Origin of the sequence: Hydrogenophaga crocea, from assembly GCF_011388215.1 — a bacterium.
Lineage (GTDB): Bacteria > Pseudomonadota > Gammaproteobacteria > Burkholderiales > Burkholderiaceae_C > Hydrogenophaga > Hydrogenophaga crocea.
Genome location: NZ_CP049989.1, coordinates 1,599,925 through 1,618,726 on the forward strand (window position 1 = coordinate 1,599,925; position 18,802 = coordinate 1,618,726).

The window sequence follows — 18,802 nt, forward strand, 5'->3', positions numbered from 1 at the left end:
TCGGGGTCAGTCGGTCGAAATGCGGTTGAGGGCTTGCGTGCTGCCGGCCCCGGTGGGCAGGCGCGGCACGAACTTGAAGGTACCGGTGGCATGGCTGCACAGCCGGCCCTGGGCGTCGAACACCTGGCCTTCGGTGAAGGCCATGGTGGCCGAGCGGTGCAGCAGACGGCCCCTGGCCGTGAGCGCGCCCTGCGAGGCGCGCATGAAGCTGGTCTTCATCTCGATGGTCACGGCGCCCATGCTGGGCTCCACCGAGCGCGCGGCGTGCGCCATGACCACGTCGAGCAGGGTCATGGTGGCGCCGCCGTGCACCACGTCGAACGAATTCAGGTGCTCGCCCGAGGGCTCGAAGCCGATCTCGGCCTCGCCGCCTTCCATGCGGCGCAGCTTGAAGCCGAGCAGCTCGACGAAGGGGATGCGAACGGAGAACTCCAAAGCGATCAGCCTCCGGTGATGATGGACACGCCGCCGTCCACCGCCATCCACTGGCCGGTGATGTGCTTGCCGGCGTCGCTCGCGAACAGCAGCGTGAGGCCCTTGAGGTCTTCGTCGTCGCCCAGTCGGCCCAGCGGCGCGTGCGCGGCCAGTTTCTCTTCGCCCATGGCCTTGAGCGTGCCCTGGGTCATCTTGCTCGGGAAGAAGCCCGGGCAGATGGCGTTGACGCGGATGCCGTGGTCGCCCCACTCGGCCGCGAGCGCGCGCGTGAAGTTGATGACCGCGCCCTTGGACGTGTTGTACGCAATCGTTTTCATGCCGCGCGGGTTGCCGCCCAGCCCCGCGATGGACGCGGTGTTGATGATGGCGCCGCGCTTGTTCGGGATCATGCTCAGGCGCGCGACTTCCTGGCTCAGGATGAAGTAGCTGCGCACGTTGAGGTCCATCACCTTGTCCCAGGCCTCGACCGGGTGGTCTTCGGCCGGCGCGCCCCAGGCCGCGCCCGCGTTGTTCACCAGGATGTCGATGCGGCCCAGGCGCTGCATGGCCTCTTGCGCGAGGCGGCGGCACTCTTCTTCGCTCTGGCCGTCGGCCGCGATCCATTGCGCATCGATGCCCGCGGCCTTGAGTTCGGCCGTGGCGGCTTCGAGGTCGCTGGCCTTGCGCGAGCTGATCAGCACGCGCGCGCCGGCCTCGCCGAGCGCGTGCGCCATCTGCAGGCCCAGGCCGCGCGAGCCGCCGGTGATGAGCGCGGTGCGGCCCTTGAGGTCGAAGAGTTGGGAGATGGTGCGGGTCATGTCTTGTCTGCCTCGGTGTTGTCGGTGATGAAGTCCATGCACTGCCGTTCGGCCACCACGGCCTTCATGAAGGGCTTGATGGCCACGTGCGTCGGGTGATTCTGGTAGGCCGCGAGCGCCGCGGCATCGGTGAAGGTGCTGTCGAGCACCAGGTCGTAGGTGCACTCCAGCCCCGGGCGGGCCAGGCCCACCTGGAACTGCACGGTGCCGGGGTGCAGCTTCGCACAGCCCATGAGCAGGGCCTCGGCCTTGCGCAGGTTGGTCTCGCGATCGGCGCCCTCGGCCTCGTCCTTGAACTTCCACATCACGATGTGGCGCAGCATGTCGGTCCTCCCGTCGGTCGTCAGAAAGCGGCTTCGGGCAGGTCGGCGCAGGTCGCATCGCGCCGGCTCACCACCCCGAGCCAGGCGCCCATTTTCGGCAATTCGTAGTGGAAGAAGAAACGCATGGCCGCGAGCCGGCCGGTGCGCGCGGCGCTCTCGGGCGCGCTGTGTGCAGCCAGCGCCACGTCGAGCCAGATCCAGGCCAGCACCGTGTGGCCGAAGGCCTGCAGGTAGGGCACGGCATTGGCCAGCGCCTCGGCCGGGTTCCCCGTGGCCCAGGCGGCCTTGGTGGCCGCGCCCACGTCCTGCAGCGCCTTGCCGAGCGCATTGGCGTGCGCCGCCAGGTCGGGCATCTGGATGGCGCGCTCGATGGTGGCATTGATGCGCTGCGCGAGCAGCTGCAGGCCGCGGCCGTTTTCCATCAGCACCTTGCGGCCCAGCAGGTCCATGGCCTGGATGCCGTGCGTGCCCTCGTGGATCATGTTCAGGCGGTTGTCGCGCCAGTACTGCTCCACCGGGAAATCGCGTGTGTAGCCGTAGCCGCCGTGCACCTGGATGGCCAGGCTGTTGGCCTCCAGGCACCACTCGCTGGGCCAGCTCTTGGCGATCGGGGTGAGCACCTCCAGCAGCAGCCGCGCTTCGTCGGCGGCCTCGGGTGCGCCGGTGTGCTGTTCGTCGACCAGGCGCGCGCAGTACAGCTCGAGCGCGAGCGCGCCCTCGCAGTAGCTCTTCTGCGCCAGCAGCATGCGCTTCACATCGGCGTGTTCGATGATGCGGCTCTGCGGCCGGTTCGGGTCTTTGCCCTCGGGCCCCACGGGTCGGCCTTGCGGGCGGTTCTTCGCGTAGTCGAGGCTCGCGTGGTAGCCCGCCATGCCGAGCATGGTGGCGGCCATGCCCACGCCGATGCGGGCCTCGTTCATCATGTGGAACATGCAGCGCAGGCCCTCGCCGGGCTGGCCCACGAGGTAGCCGATGGCGCCGGCCGCGCCGCGCACCGGGTACTTGCCTTCGCCGAAGTTCAGCAGCGTGTTGGTGGTGCCGCGCCAGCCGCACTTGTGGTTGAGGCCGGCCAGCGCCACGTCGTTGCGCTCGCCCGTGAGCGCGCCCTCGGTGTCCACGAGCTTCTTGGGCACGATGAACAGCGAGATGCCCTTGACGCCCGGTGGCAGCTGGCCATCGGGCCCGGGGATCTTGGCCAGCACCAGGTGCACGATGTTCTCGGTCAGCTCGTGTTCGCCGGCCGAGATCCACATCTTGTTGCCCTTGAGGCGAAAGCGCGGGCCCAGCGGATCGCTCTCGAAGTCCTCGCCGTCGGGCACGGCGCGGGTGGCCACGTCGCTCAGGCTCGACCCGGCCTGCGGTTCGCTCAGGCACATGGTGCCCGACCAGCGGCCCGAGAACTCGTTGAGCGCAAAGACCCGCTTCTGCGTCTCGGTGCCGTGCGCCATCAGCAGGTTGGCGTTGCCGGTGGTCAGCATGCCGCTGCCGATGCTGACCGAGGCCATGGCGAAAAAGGCATTGGCGGCCGCCTCCACCGTGTACGGCAGCTGCATGCCGCCGATGGCGTAGTCCTGCGCGGCGCTGAGCATGCCGCTCTCCGCATAGGCTTTCTGCGCGTCGTGCGTGGCCTGCGGCAGGATCACCCGCTCGCCGTCGAACTGCGGCTCCTGCGTGTCCACCAGGCGGTTGAAGGGCGCGTATTTCTCGCGCGCGATGCGCTCGCAGGTGTCGAGCACCGCGTCGAAGGTTTCGCGGCTGTGGTCGGCGAAACGCTCGCGCTGGTTGAGCTGTTCGGCCTGCAGCCAGTGATGGAGCAGGAAATCGACCGTGGGTCGCAGGCTCATCTCAAATCCTTTGGATTGATAGGGCGACACCGACATCGAATGCAATCGACCCAATTTCCAGCCATTCAGCAGATTCTTTAAATAACTCTAAGGACTTCGGAACGCTTTGCATTTTAGCCCAGTCTCGCACCAGCTTGAGAGAGGCGTCCCCGAACCCTTGGCTTATTGAGCATTGACAGTTTTCCATTGCGCAATCGCGCGCCTCAATGCACTCAGAGAAAGCTGCTCTGAGCAGCGGGTTTGCCTCAATAACAGAAAGCCAATAGCGCCTAGTATTTTCATCCGTCTCGGATAGTAGAGCCTTTAACGTTAAACCGTTTTTACGATTAAGGAATTTACTTGGAACCGGCTGACTTTCGTCGCAAAATTGATCGAGCAACTCCAGTCGTTCGATTTCCTCATGTCGATCACCAAATTCGCACGCTTCCCCAAAAACCTTGAGAGGTATCAAATTTTCGCAGGCATAACCCTCTAAGACATAATGCCAAGCTATTCCACCCATAGAATCGGCAATTAACTGGCAGCGCCTCGAAGTCAAACTAAACTCCTGCATCGGATGACGGCGATCGCCGTCAGTTACCGATAATGTTGCGACGCCCTCATCTATGAGGCGAGCGAACTCTACGTCGATCTGAGACCCTCCGCCGCCCCTAAGCGAAAAGGCCGCATGAAGACCCTTTGCCCCTAATAGCTTCTGGAAATGGTGCGCAGCGAGAAAGTATAGATCAGCATCTACCGCATTCTCGGCCAGAAGCGCCGACTTACGGAAATATCGCTCAGTTAGTTGCCCGGCATACATCTCCCATGATAGCTCCCCAAGTTTAGCAAGCGCGGGGGTTTGCTTCATTCGCAGTATCACATGCCTTTTGACTAGCTGCGGCAATTGAGCGATCTCTGAGTATCTCCCCAACAATTGCTGTGCCACAGATTTCTCTCTCTGAGACAAACTATTGTTGGTGGCAAGAGCCTTTAAAATGGGACGTGATGCAAAAAGCGCATGCTCCCCCCGCCTTACGGCCGTAAGTAGGTTCTGAATGCCTTCAATTTCATGACCGCTGCTGGCAGAGCAAGCGCTCAGCAATTCCTCATGCAAAATAAAAAGCACGTCAAACCTCAGGCTCGAAAAAACCAAAGGGCCAATTCAGCAAAACACCTTCATCATCAAAGGTCGACTTACTGATCGTTGTGGTTCTTCCGTTCTTGTCCTGCTCGAAGAGTAGCACCTGAACATCTTCTGATTTAAGTCGACCCGATGAAACAAGTGCCCCGAGCCTATTAACGAGTGCGGGCGAATGAGTTTCGACCACCACTTTGCCCCTTCGGCCAACCGCCCTATCGGTTGGGGAAACCACTTCACAGAGGAGATCAGCGACTGCTGCTTGATATGCAGGGTGTAAATGCAGTTCTGGTTGTTCAATTACCAATGTAGAGTATGTTGCTCTGCCGTAACGCCCATATTTGCCTCCGTGATCTTCATCGTTTGCAGCCCACACTTGAATGATAATCGGCAACATCTGCGAGAATCCAACACCTGCATCAGCCAGGTTGACAATGTGTTGATCACTTGCCTGAGCCAATTGCAACTCGATGTGCCCCCCTTGAATATGAGTGTGCACTTTAAATCCGAACAATCGTTCGGAGAAATTATCGAAACGCTGCTTCTTCCAGTAGGGAAGCCCATGCAAGAAGTGAGCAACATTCCCGCCCTTCGAATCTAGTTCATCAATTGCCAGATCCTGCTTCCGGTAGTATCGCTGAGCAGTCGCACGGAGCGGTTCAACATACCTCGTTTGAGAGAAAAGCCCTGATAGAACTTGATTTGCCGCTGAAAGTACGATGGGGAATTTTGCCAGAAAGGTGTAGCGCTTCAAAGGCTGCATTACGCCAGAATTAATTCGGCAGGACTGAATATACTCCAGCCAACGCTTATTGCCGCCCCCGGCATTTACTGCACTCTGCAGAAAGTATTCATCGTCGCCAAAACTCAAGCGAGAGGCAATTTGCCGAACCCTCTCTTCTTTCAAGTTGCCATGCAGGTGGCGTTTGATTTCACCAATGAGCAACCCAGAGAACGGATTCAAATCTTCCAAAAAAACAGAATGCTCTTGTTCATCGCCGGATGGCTCAAGCCGTTCCTTGAAGAAGTTCAAGTCAGGCATGATTGAATCGAATAGAGCCGCACCAGACTCGCCCGCCCTCTTTCGCCACACCTCTTTGTTGTCAAGCAAGATTCTTGCGATTGAACTTGCATCTTCGAATTCTAGTCGAACTTTTATTTTCTCACATTCAATCTCTAACGATTCCGCCACCGTGTCGGTTGCGTCGTCTTCTTTGCCGGGTTTAAGATTTATCGCGATGTCTAATTGAACTGGACGTGTTGGCGTCCTATCTTTGCGAGAATGAGGAAATCCAAAGAAATAGTAGTCCTCCTCTAGTTCAAGCGGTGTGAAGCTCGTTCGGAACGAAAAAACAATTCGCTTGTTTAAGTCATTGTTGTTTACGGCAGTGCTAAACTGCCCGAAGTCCACTAATTCTCCAAACCACAACAGTGGTGATCGTCGCTTGACGCCCGTGCTCTGCCTTAGCAGCGGGAATGTACGAGCGAATGTGCTCTTTCCAGCGCTATTCTTGCCAACGAGAACAGTAATGGGGCGCTGCTCAAGCCAACCCGTATCGGTCAGGCTTCTCAGGTTCTGAATCCGTATTGCATCAACTGTTGCCACTGCCTTCTCCACAAAGTCTTGTGCTCGCTCTATTGATCCACGAGCGTAGTCCGGATCTGAGGAGTGGGTCCTGCGGCCGAACAGGCGCATTCAAGCACGCCGTTTGTCTTTAAGCCTAGCTAGGTACAAAGAAACATAGTCGAGTCATCTAGCGGGCAGCACAGCGATGGTGCCCTGCGCCACCGCGCAGAGCCTGTCCTCGCCGTCCTGGCGCACGAACACGTCGCAGCGGCACACGGCCTGGTTGCGTCCCACGTGCACGGCCTCGGCGCGTGCGATCAGGCGCTCGCCGATGGCCGGCCGCAGGTAGTTGATCTTGAACTCGCTGGTGACCACGGGCACCCGCAAGGCGGTGCCCCCGGCATAGGTGAGCGCGTTGTCCGCGGCGTAGCTGAGCACACCGCCATGCACGAAGCCGTGCTGTTGCTGGACCGAACCGGTGATCGGCACGTGCAGCTCGCAGCGCCCCGGGCTCAGGGCGGCCAGCTCGGCGCCGATGAGCTGCGAAAAGGTCTGCTGCGCCAGCACCTCGCGCCCCATGGCCAGAAAGGCCTCGGGGCTCACGGTGACGGGCTCCATGGCCGCGGCCTCAGAGCACCTCGAACACGCCGGCCGCACCCATGCCGCCGCCGATGCACATGGTGACGCACACGCGCTTGGCGCCGCGGCGCTTGCCTTCGATCAGCGCATGGCCGGTCAGGCGCTGGCCCGACACGCCATAGGGGTGGCCGACCGCGATCGCACCGCCGTTGACGTTGAGTCGATCGGCCGGAATGCCCAGCTTGTCGCGGCAGTAGATCACTTGCACGGCGAAGGCCTCGTTGAGCTCCCAGAGGTCGATGTCGCTGACCTTCAGGCCCAGCTTCTTGAGCACCTTGGGCACGGCGTACACCGGGCCGATGCCCATTTCGTCGGGCTCGCAGCCGGCCACGGCGAAGCCCAGGAAACGGCCCAGGGGCTTGAGGTTGTGCTGCGCGGCGTACTGCTCGCTCACCACCACGCAGGCGCCCGCGCCGTCGCTGAACTGGCTGGCGTTGCCGGCCGTGACCACGCCGCCGGGCAGCGCGGGCTTGATGCCGCTGATGCCTTCCTTGGTCGTGCCTTCGCGCAGACCTTCGTCGGCGCTCACGGTGACCTTCTTGGTGATCAGGCCCAGGGTCTTGTCGGCCACGCCCGCGGTCACGGTGATGGGCGCGATCTCGTCGTTGAACTTGCCCGCGGCCTGCGCGGCGCAGGCCTTCTGCTGGCTGGCGGCGCCGTACTCGTCCATGGCGTCGCGCGAGATGTTGTAGCGCTTGGCCACCTGCTCCGCGGTCTGCAGCATGCTCCAGTAGATCTCGGGCTTCTTCTTGTCGAGGTCGAGGTCGCGCAGCATGTGCAGGTTCATCTCCTGCTGCACGCACGAGATGCTTTCCACACCGCCGGCCACGTACACATCGCCCTCGCCCGCGATCACGCGCTGGGCTGCCAGGGCAATGGTCTGCAGGCCCGACGAGCAAAAGCGGTTGACGGTCATGCCCGAGACGCTCACCGGCAGATCGGCCATGAGCGCGATCTGGCGCGCGATGTTGGCGCCCGTGGCGCCCTCGGGGTTGGCGCAGCCCATGATCACGTCTTCGACGTGCGCGGCCTCGACGCCCGCGCGCTCGAGCGCGGCGCGCACCGCATGGCCGCCGAGGGTGGCGCCATGGGTCATGTTGAAGGCACCCTTCCAGCTCTTGGTGAGCGGCGTGCGGGCGGTGGAAACGATGACGGCGTTGCTCATGTGAAGTCTCCTGATTCGGGGGCGGCCATCAGCCGTTGAAATTCTTGCCTTCGGCGACGAGGCGCTGGATGAGCGGTGCGGGCTCCCAGAACTTCGCGTCGTCGAGCGGGTTGCGCTGGAAGCGCTTCATGGCCTGCACCACGTTGAACAGGCCCACCTCATCGGCGTACTTGAGCGGGCCGCCGCGGTGCACCGGGAAACCGTAGCCGAAGATGTAGACGACGTCGATGTCGCTGGCCTTGTTGGCAATGCCTTCTTCGAGGATGTGCGCGGCCTCGTTCACCAGCGAGAACACCAGGCGCTGCACGATCTCTTCGTCGGAGATCTTGCGCGGCGTGATGCCCAAGGCCTTGCGGTGGTCGGCGATCATCTGCTCGACCTCGGCGTTGGGGATGGCGTCGCGCTTGCCCGGCACGTAGTCGTACCAGCCCTTGCCCACCTTCTGGCCGAAGCGGCCCTTCTCGCACAGCAGGTCGGCGGTCTTGCTGTACTTCATGTCGGGCTTCTCGGTGTAGCGGCGCTTGCGGATCGCCCAGCCGATGTCGTTGCCCGCGAGGTCGCCCATGCGGAACGGGCCCATGGCAAAGCCGAACTTCTCGATCGCGCGGTCCACCTGCGCCGGGGTGCAGCCTTCGTCGAGCAGGAAGCCGCCCTGGCGGCCGTACTGCTCGATCATGCGGTTGCCGATGAAGCCGTCGCACACGCCCGAGACCACGGCGGTCTTCTTGATCTTCTTGGCCACGCTCATCACGGTGGCCATCACGTCCTTGGCGGTCTTGTCGCCGCGCACCACCTCGAGCAGCTTCATCACGTTGGCGGGGCTGAAGAAGTGCAGGCCCACCACGTCCTGCGGGCGCTGGGTGAAGTTTGCGATCTTGTTGACGTCGAGCGTGGAGGTGTTGGACGCGAGGATCGCGCCCGGCTTCATCACCGCGTCGAGCTTCTTGAACACCGCCTCTTTCACGCCGATCTCTTCGAACACGGCCTCGATCACGAGGTCGGCGTCCTTGATGGCGTCGTAGTCCAGCGTGGTGGTCAGCAGGGCCATGCGCGCGTCGAGCTTGTCCTGCTTGAGCTTGCCCTTCTTCACCTGGGCCTCGTAGTTGCCTCGCATCACGCCCACGCCGCGGTCCAGCGCTTCCTGCTTGGTCTCGAGGATGGTCACGGGAATGCCCGCGTTGAGGAAGTTCATCGAGATGCCGCCGCCCATGGTGCCGGCGCCGATCACGGCGACCTTTTCGATCTTGCGCTGCGGCGTGTCCTCGGGCACGTCGGGGATCTTGCTCGCGGCGCGCTCGGCGGTGAACAGGTGGCGCAGCGCGCGGCACTCGGGCGTCCACATCAGGTTGATGAAGATCTCGCGATCGAACAGCATGCCCTGGTCGAACTTCTGCTTGGTCGCGGCCTCCACCGCGTCCACGCACTTGGCGGGCGCGGGGAAGTTCTTGGCCATGCCCTTGACCATGTTGCGCGCGAACTGGAAGTAGGCGTCGCCGTCCTTGTGCTTGCAGGGCAGGTTCCGCACCAGCGGCAGCGCGCTGCCGTCGGCGTGTTTCGCCGCCACCTCGCGCGCGAAGGCCAGGGCCTCGTCGAGCAGGCTCTCGGGGCTGGCGGCCAGTTTGTCGAACAGCTTCTGGCCGGGCAGTTGCGCGAGCATCTCGCTCTTGACGGGCTCGCCGCTCACGATCATGTTGAGCGCAGCCTCCACGCCGATCACGCGCGGCAGGCGCTGCGTGCCGCCGGCGCCGGGGATCAGGCCCAGCTTGACTTCGGGCAGCGCGATGTTGGCGCCCGGTGCGGCGATGCGGTAATGGCAGCCCAGCGAAAGTTCGAGGCCGCCGCCCATGGCCACGCTGTGGATCGCGGCCACCACGGGCTTGCGGCAGTTCTCCACCGCCAGGATCACGCTCAACAGGTTGGGCTCGGCCAGCGCCTTGGGCGTGCCGAACTCGCGGATGTCGGCCCCACCCGAGAAAGCCTTGCCCGCGCCCGTGATCACCACGGCCTTCACGGCGGGATCGGCCTGCGCCTGGTCCAGGCCGTTGGTGATGCCCTGCCGCGTGGCCAGGCCCAGGCCGTTGACCGGCGGGTTGTTCAGGGTGATGAGGGCGATGTCTCCGTGGACCTTGTACTCGGCAGTCATGTGGCTTCCTTGATAACGGGAAAAGAACGGTCGTTCGCTTTTGCGATTCTAGGAACGCCACCTTACCCGGCAATCGGGGTTTGTCGCGGTCGGGACAAACGGGCGTGTGCACGGGTTTCCCCGAGTCGGGACCCGTTTTTGCGGCGTGGCCGTGTCATCACCCCGCGCGTCCACGGGGCCTGAACCGGCGAGGTGTTGTCGATGAACAACTGCCGGGCCTGGCGGACAGGCCCGCACAAGCGGCTCCATCCCCGCGCCTCTTGGCGGGCCGAGGCCGCCTTTAAAGCCACAAATGCAAGCCCATTGGCGCTCACCTGGGCCTGGGTGTTGCTGGGATGTCGTCAGAAAATGGTCAAGTGTCAAATTTGACACATACCCCCAACCCTTTTTTTGAGGACGCGCCATGGACCTGACCAAAACCCTTGCTTCTTCGCCGGTTCAACCCTTTGGCTGGAGCACGCCGGGCGCGGGCTGGCAGCAAGCACCACAGGAACTCAATGCGGTGGTGCTGCGCACGCGCGCACAGCGCCTCATGGTCAAGCACCTGCGCGCGCTGGCCGACACCCAGACCGAGTACCGCATCGACCCCGCGCTTGCCGCCATGGAGGAGCTCAAGGATGAACTTGGTGTGGTGATGGCCATCATGCTGGGCAACGAGCCCATCGCCACCATCCGATTCATTCCCTCGGGCCACGGTGTGACCGTGACCGAACGCTTCTGGGGCTTTGCAAGCGCCGGCACCGAGCTGGTGGGCCCTGACAGCTGGGAGGCCGGCCGCCTGATCATGTCACCCGACCATCGCCGCGGGGACATGCTGCCCAAGTGCATGTCGCTGGCCTTTGCCGAACTGGTTCAGACCGTGAAGGTGCGCCACCTGCATGGTTCCTGCCACATGCGCCTGTACCGCCTCTACCGCCGCTTCGGCTTCCAGATCCACACCCGCACCACCACGGTCGATGGCGCAGACGCCGCCCTGGTGCACGGGGACGTGCGCTCCGTGGCGCGCGCGCTCAAGGTGGATCTGCCCGAGTTCATGGACAGCCAGATTCCCGCCCTGCTCGTCTGATCTTTCAGACATGGGGACCCTGGCGCCGTCGGGCCGTCGGGGGCAACTGCTAGAGTCCGCCCGCGACCCTAGCGTGAACACAACAAGAGGCCGGTCGTCAGGGAGAGGAGTCCAATGAGGCAGGTCTTGCGTCGTCTGTACGAACGTTACTGCTTGCAGCACGAGAACCAGCCACTGCTGCAGTGGATCGGCGTGGTGGGCGCGCTGGCGTTTCCCATTCTTTATCTGCTGCGGCTCACTTCGATCGTGCCGCCGCGTTACGACGACATCTATTGGCGCGTGGCCGCCACCCTGCTGTGTATCGGGCTCGCGCTGCGTCGCTGGTGGCCAAGCCGGTTGCGGCCCTGGTACACGGCCTATTCGTATCTTGTCGTTCTCTACTGTCTGTCGTTCCTGCTCACCTTCACCGCCTTGAAGAATCAGGGCGGCGCCCTGTCGGTGGTGAATATGGTGATGGGCACGGTGCTCATCATTCTGCTGGCCGACTGGCGCAACGCGGTGGTGATGCTGGTGAGTGGCTATGCGCTGGCGGCTGCGACCTACCTGTACACCGAACCCGATGCCCAGATACCGTCGGCATTCACGATTGCGGCGCTGACGTCCATCCTCGTGGTCGTGGCGGGGGCGTTGTCCCACTATGGCCAGAAGCGCGCCGAACTCGAACGCTTGCGCAAGGTGTACGCAGGCTTGGCCGGGGCCATCGCGCATGAGGTTCGCACCCCGCTGGCCCAGGTGCAGCACGCCTTGCGCGTGATCGATGGTGAAGTGGCGCGCGGCTCTGCCGCCGCCCGCGCCGTCGAGCAGGGCCATGCGGCCATCAGCCGCGGCCTGCAATCCATCACCATCACACTGCAGCAGATCAGCGACCGCCGTCCGCGCCAAGAAGATCTCGTGCCCTTGTCGGCCGAGCGCTGCGTTCGCCGGGCCTTGGCGGATTACGCCTACGAATCGGTCCAGGCGCGCGAATGCGTGCAACTGCGGGTCGATGGCGACTTCGGCTTCCGTGGGGAGCAGACCGCATTTGAGCTGGTGCTGTTCAACCTGTTGCGCAACGCGCTGTACTACCTGCCCCTGCACCCCCGGATGAAGGTGGAGGTGGTGGTGCAGGCCGAGCCCGAGCCGCTCGTGCGGGTTCGCGACACGGGCCCCGGCATAGACCCCCGCTTGTTGCCGACGTTGTTCCAGGAATTCCAGACCCTCGGCAAGGCTGAAGGCACAGGTCTGGGGTTGTCGTTCTGCCGACGCGTCATGCGGGCGCTGGGTGGCGACATCCAATGCCGCTCTGAGCGCGGGGCCTTCACCGAGTTCGTCCTCGTCTTTCCCCGCGGTTCGGTTGAGGCCATGCCCCTGCCCGGGGCAGCTGTGCCGAGTGCGCTCGCCGGCCGCACCGTCCTCGTCGTCGACGACCAGGCCCTCAACCGCACCATCGCGCGCGCCCTGCTCGGCGAACTGGGCGTGAACGTGATCGAGGCCGAGCATGGCCAGCACGCGCTGGATCTGTTGCAGGCCGGCCCGCTGCCGGATGCCGTGCTCATGGACGTGAACATGCCCGGGCTCAGCGGCATCGAGACCACGCAGCGCCTGCGGGCCCTGCCTGGCGAGGTGGGGCGCGTGCCCGTGCTGGCGCTCACGGCCAACGATTCGGCCAACGTGCAGGCGGCCGCTCGCGAGGCGGGCATGCAGGGTTTGCTGGCCAAACCCATCGACGCCACCGCCCTGCAGCGCGCGCTCGCGGCCGCGTTCGAAGGCCGCGTGGCCGAGCCCGCAGCGCCGGCGCCGGTACCGGCGCCAGCAGCCTCCGGCCCTGCGCGGCAGGCCGAGCTGCTCAACCTGGCCCGCCTGGACAACTTCGAGCGCCTGGGCATGCTGCACGAGTTGCTGCCCCACGCGCTGCTCGACCTGCGCGGCCACCTGCAGGCCATGCAGCAGGCGGCCGAAGCGGGCCAGGCCGATCAGGTGTCGGAGCGCCTGCACGCGCTCGTGGGCCTGGCCGGTGAGGTGGGCGCACAAGCCCTGCACGCGCGGGCGCGCGAACGTTATGCCGTTTGGCTCGAGGGCAAACGCCCCGCGGGCACCGCCTGGACGCGAGAGCTCAAGGAACTGCTCGAAGCCAGCGAGCAGGCGCTGTGGCGGCATTGCGGGGTGAAGGCGGCGGATCCCTCCGCGCCGGTGCCGCCGGTGTGATCGCCCCGCCCGGCGCGCAGGCTCAGTCGTGGCTGATCAGCGTCGGTGAGCCGGCGGCCAGGACGGCTTCGAGCAGCCGCTCGATCTTCGCCCGGGTCTTGTCGTTGGTGCCGCTGAATTTCAGTTTCAGGATGGCCCCTTCCTTGACCAGCGCCTTGAGGTTTGCCCAGTCGCTCTTCCTGAGGCTGTCGGCATTGAGCGCCAGCAGCTGCAGGTGGGCGCTGGGTTTGATGGCCAGGCGTTGATCGAGCTCGTGCAGCAGCTTCGAGATGGCCGTTGAGTCGCTGGGCAACAGCTTCCATTTCGATGGCGCAGGCTCGTAGTAGGTGCAGGCCGACAGGTCGAGGCCCAGGAGGCAATCCGCTTGGTCGCACAGCGCGTAGCCCACGCGGCTGGCATCGGCCCAATCCATGGAAGCGTAGGGCCAGCGCAGCGTGGCATTGCTGGCAGACAGGTGGCGGGCCAAGGCCGCGCTGTCGCGTCGGCGAAGACACTCGACAAGCGCGTGGTCTTCCAGGATGGCATCGCTCGGCCTCGCATCGGGCACGGGGCTGTGCATGACAGGCGGTTTCGACGAAGACGGGCGTTCAGGCCGGGCCTCGGCGGGGTGGATGCAGCGATCGCCTTGCCAGATCTTCACGCCCTGCAAGGCGAGACGTCGGGCCAATTCCGGCATCTTTTGAAGGTTGCGCTTCTGGATTGCCTGACGCTCCGTCAGGGCTTCGGGGTTGATCACGAGCTCACGGATCTTCTGGTGCATGAGCAATTGCACCAGCGCGATCCAGTGGTCATCCGTGTTGAGCACGAAGGCGTCGATCCACAAGGTGTCCAGGGGCTGGGTGCGCATCTCGAGGCCTTTGAGCAGCAGGTCGAGGCGATCGACCTTGGCGCCGCGCAGATCGAGGCTGAGCACCGTGTCCGCGCTGGAAGAGAGCAGGATCTCCAATTGAATGCAGCCCGCGAGCGTCACATGCGTGCCCGTCAGCGCAATGTGGCTTTGATGGGTCTCGATCAGATGAACCAAAACCAACGCTATGCCCCCGGTGTTCAGGTAGGTCTTGGTGAGCACGTTGGGCGGCAGGGGCAGCTGCAGCATGTCCGGCGCACGCGGGGCCGCAGGGCCTTCGGGGCGTGGCGGTGGCGTTTCCGTCGGAATCACGGCGGTGCCGCTGTGGGCCAGCCGATCGAGCTGATCGACCGTGAAGGCGTTGCCGGGTGCGTACAGCAGCTCCAGCGGCCGCTGCGGGGAACGCTGCTCAAGACACTCCACGAGGTACTGGTAGTCCTGCGGCTCGAGGGGCTTGAAGGTGGCGCTTGTGTCGTCGAGCTTGCGGGTGTGCTCGATGTTCAAGGACACCAGGCTCGTGTTGAACGGCAGGCATTCGAAGATGTGCAGCGGCGAGCCTGAATCCTGCAGTTCGAGGTCGCGGATCTCGCAGTCGCGCTTTCGCAAGACATCACCCAGTGCCTGACACGCCGCGTGCTGCCTGGCCTGTTCGGAGGGAGGGAGCGCCGCGCTTTGGCGGCTGGGCGGGCTTGAGTAGACGGGCCGGCTGGCTTTGATCATGGGGGTTCCTTCCTGGTGACAACAAAGAGCCCCTTGTGTCTCCCCCTCCCCAGGCGGGTTCCGCGCCGCCCGTCAATCCGTGCGCCGCCTGCGCGTCACACCTCCAGCCACTCCTTGCGCACCGCAGGATCGGCCTTGAGCTGCTCGGGTGTGCCTTCGAACACGATGCTGCCGTGCCCCATCACGAGCACACGGTCGGAGATGCTCATGGCGATGGTGAGCTTCTGCTCGATCAGCAGCACCGAAATGCCGCGCGCCTTGAGCTTTTGCAGGTACTCGGCCACAAGCTCCACGATCTTGGGCGCCAGGCCCTCGGTGGGCTCGTCGATGATGATGAGATCGGGGTCGCCCATGAGCGTGCGGCACAGCGTGAGCATCTGCTGCTCGCCGCCCGAGAGCACGCCCGCTTCGGTGTGCTGGCGTTCCTTCAGGCGCGGGAACATGGCGTACATGTCGTCGAAGCCCCAGCGCGAGCCCTTGCCTTTGCCCTTCTGACCCAGCATGAGGTTCTGGTGCACGGTGAGCGTGGGAAAGATGTCGCGGTTCTCGGGCACGTAGCCCAGGCCCAGGTGGGCCACTTCGTAGGCCTTGCGGCCCACGATCTGCTGCCCCTTCCATTCCACGCTGCCCTCGCATTCCACCAGGCCCATCACGGCCTTGGCGGTGGTGGATCGGCCCGAGCCGTTGCGCCCCAGCAGGGCCACGATCTCGCCGGCCCCGACCTCGAGGTTCACGCCATGCAGCACATGGCTTTTGCCGTAGTAGGCGTGCAGGTTCCGGATGTTCAGCATCAGTGCCCCGCTCCCTGGGCGTCGGCCACGTGCGAGCCGAGGTAGGCCTCTTGAACGCGCGCGTTCGCGCGCACGGCGTCGGGCGTGTCGAAGGCCAGCACCTCGCCATACACCACCACGGCGATGCGATCGGCCAGGCCGAAGACCACGCCCATGTCGTGCTCCACGGTGAGCAGGGTCTTGCCCACGGTCACCTCCTTGATGAGGTCGATGAAGCGCGCGGTCTCGCTCTTGCTCATGCCCGCGGTGGGTTCGTCGAGCAGCACCACGTCGGCCCCGCCCGCGATGGTGATGCCGATCTCGAGCGCGCGCTGCTCGGCGTAGGTGAGGTTCATGGCCAGCACGTCGCGCTTGCGCTCCAGGTGGATCATGCGCAGCAGCTGCTCGGCGCGCTCGTTGGCGTCGTGCAGGCGCGACAGGAACTTGAGGAAGCTGTAGCGGTAGCCCAGGCTCCACAACACCCCGCAGCGCAGGTTCTCGAATACGCTGAGTTTGGGGAAGATGTTGGTGATCTGGAAGCTGCGCGACAGCCCCGCGCGGTTGATCTCGAACGGGCGTTTGCCGTCGATGCGCTGGCCGTTGAGCAGCACCTCGCCGCTCGTGGGCGCGAAGCGCCCGCTGATGAGGTTGAACAGCGTGGACTTGCCGGCGCCGTTGGGGCCGATGATGGCCACGCGCTCGCCCGCGTTCACGGCCAGGTTCACGCCGCGGATGATCTCGGTCTTGCCGAAGCGCTTGCGCAGGTCGCGCAGCTCCAGCGCCGGGGTGGTCGGGGTGCCGGCGCTCATGCCGCGCTCCTTTGCTGCAGGCGGTTCTCGATGTCTTCCTGGATGGCGCCCCAGTGGCGCACGAAACCGCGGCGCACGAACTCGAACAGACCGAAGCCCACGGCGGTGGCCGCCAGCGCGCCGGCCCAGCTGGCCATGCCGCGCGCGTGCAGCGTGAGGCCCAGGAAGCGCAGCTCGTCGCCCAGCGTGGTGCTGAGCTGCAGGTGGTAGACCATTTCGATCACCGCGGCCGCGCCGAGCAGCATGAGGCTGCCGGTGGCGAACAGCGCCAGGTAGCGCCACAGCAGCTCGCGCAGCCGGCCGAAGGCGGCCACGCGCAGGTTCATCATGATCAGGCTCGCGATGCCGCCGGGCGCGTAGATCACCATGAACAGGAAGATCAGGCCCAGGTAGAGCAGCCAGGCCTTGGTGAGCTCGGACAGCAGCACGAAGGCCAGCACCATGAGCACGCCGCCGATGATGGGGCCGAAGAAGAAGGTGGCGCCGCCCAGGAAGGTGAACAGCAGGTAGGCGCCTGAGCGCGCCGCGCCCACCACCTCGGCGGTCACGATCTCGAAGTTCAGCGCGGCCAGCCCGCCCGAGATGCCCGCGAAGAAGCCCGCGATGATGAAGGCGAAGTAGCGCACCTTCTGCGTGTCGTAGCCCACGAACTCCACCCGCTCGGGGTTGTCGCGCACGGCGTTGAGCATGCGGCCCAGCGGCGTGTGCGTGAAGGCGTACATGGCGGCCACGCACACGAAGGTGTAGACCGCGATCAGGTAATACACCTGGATCTGCGGGCCGAAGGTGATGCCCATGAAGGGCTGGCCCGCCATGCGGTTGCCCGACACCCCGCCCTCGCCGCCGAAGAACTCGGGGATCATGAGCGCCAGCGCGAACACCAGCTCGCCCAGGCCGAGCGTGATCATGGCGAAGGTGGTGCCGGCCTTGCGCGTGGTGACGTAGCCGAACAGCACCGCAAAGCCCAGGCCGGCCACGCCGCCCACCAGCGGGATCAGCGACACCGGCATCTGCAGCGCGCCTTCGGTGACGCGGTTGAGCGCGTGGATGGCCATGAACGAGCCCAGGCCGGTGTACACCGCGTGGCCGAAGCTGAGCATGCCGCCCTGGCCGAACAGCATGTTGTAGGACAGGCAGGCGATGATCGCGATGCCCATCTGCGACAGCACAGTGAGCGCGAGGCCGCTGCTGAAGAGCATGGGCGCAATGACCAGCAGCAGCGCGAAGCCGCCCCAGATCGCGGTGCGCGCGAAGCGCGAGGACCGTGCTTTCATGTCAGCCCTCCCGCTTTCCGAGCAGACCGCGCGGGCGGAAGATCAGGATCAGCACCAGGAACAGGTACGGCAGGATGGGCGCCACTTGCGACAGGGTGAGCTTGATGTAGGAGTTGTTGCGCAGCGCGTCCGACAGTGGCATGCCGAGCTGTTCGAGCAGCGTGAGCAGCGAGTACTCGAAGGCCACGGCGAAGGTCTGGATCACGCCGATCAGCAGCGAGGCCACGAAGGCGCCCGAGAGCGAGCCCATGCCGCCCACCACCACCACCACGAAGATCACCGAACCCACGGTGGCCGCCATGGCCGGCTCGGTGAGGAAGGTGCTGCCGCCGATCACGCCGGCCAGGCCCGCAAGCGCCGAGCCCGCGCCGAACACCAGCATGAACACGCGTGGCACGTTGTGGCCCAGCGATTCCACCGCCTCGGGGTGGGTGAGCGCGGCCTGGATCACCAGGCCGATGCGCGTGCGCGTGAGCAGCAGCCACACCGACAGCAGCATGACCACGGCCACCAGCATCATGAAGCCGCGCGTGGCCGGAAACGGCGAGCACACCACGCGCACCGCGGCGTCGGCCGCGCTGCACAGCTCGGCCGGCGCGCTGCCCCACACCAGGCGCATGCCGTCGATGGAGTGGTTGATGAGGGTGAACACCGGGCCGCGCAGCACCTCGGGCGGGCGGAATTCCACCGCGATGCGGCCCCACACGAGCTGCACGATCTCGACGATCACGTAGGACAGGCCGAAGGTGACGAGCAGCTCGGGCACGTGGCCGAACTTGTGCACCTTGCGCAGGCACTGGCGCTCGAAGGCCGCGCCCAGCAGCCCCACCACGACGGGTGCGATGAGCAGCGCCGGCCAGAAGCCCACGAACTGCGCCACCGAGTAGCCCACGTAGGCGCCCAGCATGTAGAAGCTCGCGTGCGCGAAGTTGAGCACGCCCATCATGCTGAAGATCAGCGTGAGCCCCGAGCTGAGCATGAACAGCAGCAGCCCGTAGCTGAGCCCGTTCAGCATCGAGATGATGAAAAACTCCATTCCCTCGGACCTCTCCTGGTCGGTGAAATCAAAGAGCCCGAAACGGCACCCCGTGTCGGGCTCTGT

The 18,802-nt window shown here is 64.6% G+C and carries 16 protein-coding genes; 2 read left to right on the forward strand and 14 right to left on the reverse strand.

The genetic code is table 11. From position 1 onward, the window contains the following. Positions 1-6: 6 nt before the first annotated feature. The 9 genes from G9Q37_RS07645 to G9Q37_RS07685 form a co-directional block, all read right to left on the reverse strand. Positions 7-435 carry a PaaI family thioesterase gene (locus G9Q37_RS07645; RefSeq protein WP_166226621.1) on the reverse strand — a complete coding sequence of 143 codons (429 nt, stop codon included), beginning with the start codon at positions 433-435 and terminating at the stop codon, positions 7-9. A gap of 5 nt (positions 436-440) precedes the next feature. Further along, on the reverse strand, positions 441-1,232 hold the full coding sequence (locus tag G9Q37_RS07650) for an SDR family oxidoreductase (protein WP_166226622.1): 792 nt from the start codon (positions 1,230-1,232) through the stop codon (positions 441-443). Then, positions 1,229-1,555, reverse strand: a complete 327-nt coding sequence (locus tag G9Q37_RS07655) for a Dabb family protein (RefSeq protein WP_166226623.1) — start codon at positions 1,553-1,555, stop codon at positions 1,229-1,231. The genes G9Q37_RS07650 and G9Q37_RS07655 overlap by 4 nt, the downstream gene beginning before the upstream one ends. 20 nt (positions 1,556-1,575) lie before the next feature. Beyond that, a complete protein-coding gene (locus G9Q37_RS07660) occupies positions 1,576-3,399 on the reverse strand; it encodes an acyl-CoA dehydrogenase (protein WP_166226624.1) in 1,824 nt (607 codons plus the stop codon). 1 nt (position 3,400) lies between these two features. After that, a complete protein-coding gene (locus tag G9Q37_RS07665; protein WP_166226625.1) occupies positions 3,401-4,246 on the reverse strand; it encodes a hypothetical protein in 846 nt (281 codons plus the stop codon). 259 nt (positions 4,247-4,505) lie between these two features. Further along, positions 4,506-6,212 carry an AAA family ATPase gene (locus G9Q37_RS07670; protein WP_166226626.1) on the reverse strand — a complete coding sequence of 569 codons (1,707 nt, stop codon included), beginning with the start codon at positions 6,210-6,212 and terminating at the stop codon, positions 4,506-4,508. Positions 6,213-6,266: 54 nt separating this feature from the next. Next, positions 6,267-6,701, reverse strand: a complete 435-nt coding sequence (locus tag G9Q37_RS07675) for a PaaI family thioesterase (RefSeq protein WP_166226627.1) — start codon at positions 6,699-6,701, stop codon at positions 6,267-6,269. A gap of 10 nt (positions 6,702-6,711) precedes the next feature. Further along, positions 6,712-7,887: an acetyl-CoA C-acyltransferase gene (locus tag G9Q37_RS07680; RefSeq protein ID WP_166226628.1), complete on the reverse strand. Its 1,176-nt coding sequence runs from the start codon at positions 7,885-7,887 to the stop codon at positions 6,712-6,714. 28 nt (positions 7,888-7,915) lie between these two features. After that, positions 7,916-10,030, reverse strand: a complete 2,115-nt coding sequence (locus tag G9Q37_RS07685) for a 3-hydroxyacyl-CoA dehydrogenase NAD-binding domain-containing protein (RefSeq protein WP_166226629.1) — start codon at positions 10,028-10,030, stop codon at positions 7,916-7,918. 403 nt (positions 10,031-10,433) lie between these two features. Here G9Q37_RS07685 and G9Q37_RS07690 point away from each other — a divergent pair, with 403 nt between their 5' ends. Continuing rightward, positions 10,434-11,096, forward strand: coding sequence for a hypothetical protein (locus G9Q37_RS07690; protein ID WP_166226630.1), 663 nt, complete (start codon positions 10,434-10,436; stop codon positions 11,094-11,096). Between the two features lie 126 nt (positions 11,097-11,222). Further along, positions 11,223-13,280, forward strand: a complete 2,058-nt coding sequence (locus G9Q37_RS07695; RefSeq protein WP_166226631.1) for an ATP-binding response regulator — start codon at positions 11,223-11,225, stop codon at positions 13,278-13,280. 22 nt (positions 13,281-13,302) lie between these two features. Here G9Q37_RS07695 and G9Q37_RS07700 read toward each other — a convergent pair whose 3' ends face one another. From G9Q37_RS07700 to G9Q37_RS07720, 5 genes are all read right to left on the reverse strand, one after another. Next, positions 13,303-14,847: a hypothetical protein gene (locus tag G9Q37_RS07700; protein WP_166226632.1), complete on the reverse strand. Its 1,545-nt coding sequence runs from the start codon at positions 14,845-14,847 to the stop codon at positions 13,303-13,305. Between the two features lie 95 nt (positions 14,848-14,942). Next, on the reverse strand, positions 14,943-15,638 hold the full coding sequence (locus G9Q37_RS07705; RefSeq protein WP_166226633.1) for an ABC transporter ATP-binding protein: 696 nt from the start codon (positions 15,636-15,638) through the stop codon (positions 14,943-14,945). After that, entirely contained in the window at positions 15,638-16,426 is a 789-nt protein-coding gene (locus tag G9Q37_RS07710) for an ABC transporter ATP-binding protein (protein WP_166226634.1), read from the reverse strand. The genes G9Q37_RS07705 and G9Q37_RS07710 overlap by 1 nt, the downstream gene beginning before the upstream one ends. Further along, entirely contained in the window at positions 16,423-17,700 is a 1,278-nt protein-coding gene (locus G9Q37_RS07715; protein WP_166226635.1) for a branched-chain amino acid ABC transporter permease, read from the reverse strand. The genes G9Q37_RS07710 and G9Q37_RS07715 overlap by 4 nt, the downstream gene beginning before the upstream one ends. A 1-nt stretch (position 17,701) precedes the next feature. Beyond that, positions 17,702-18,736, reverse strand: a complete 1,035-nt coding sequence (locus tag G9Q37_RS07720) for a branched-chain amino acid ABC transporter permease (RefSeq protein WP_166226636.1) — start codon at positions 18,734-18,736, stop codon at positions 17,702-17,704. Between the last annotated feature and the right edge of the window lie 66 nt (positions 18,737-18,802).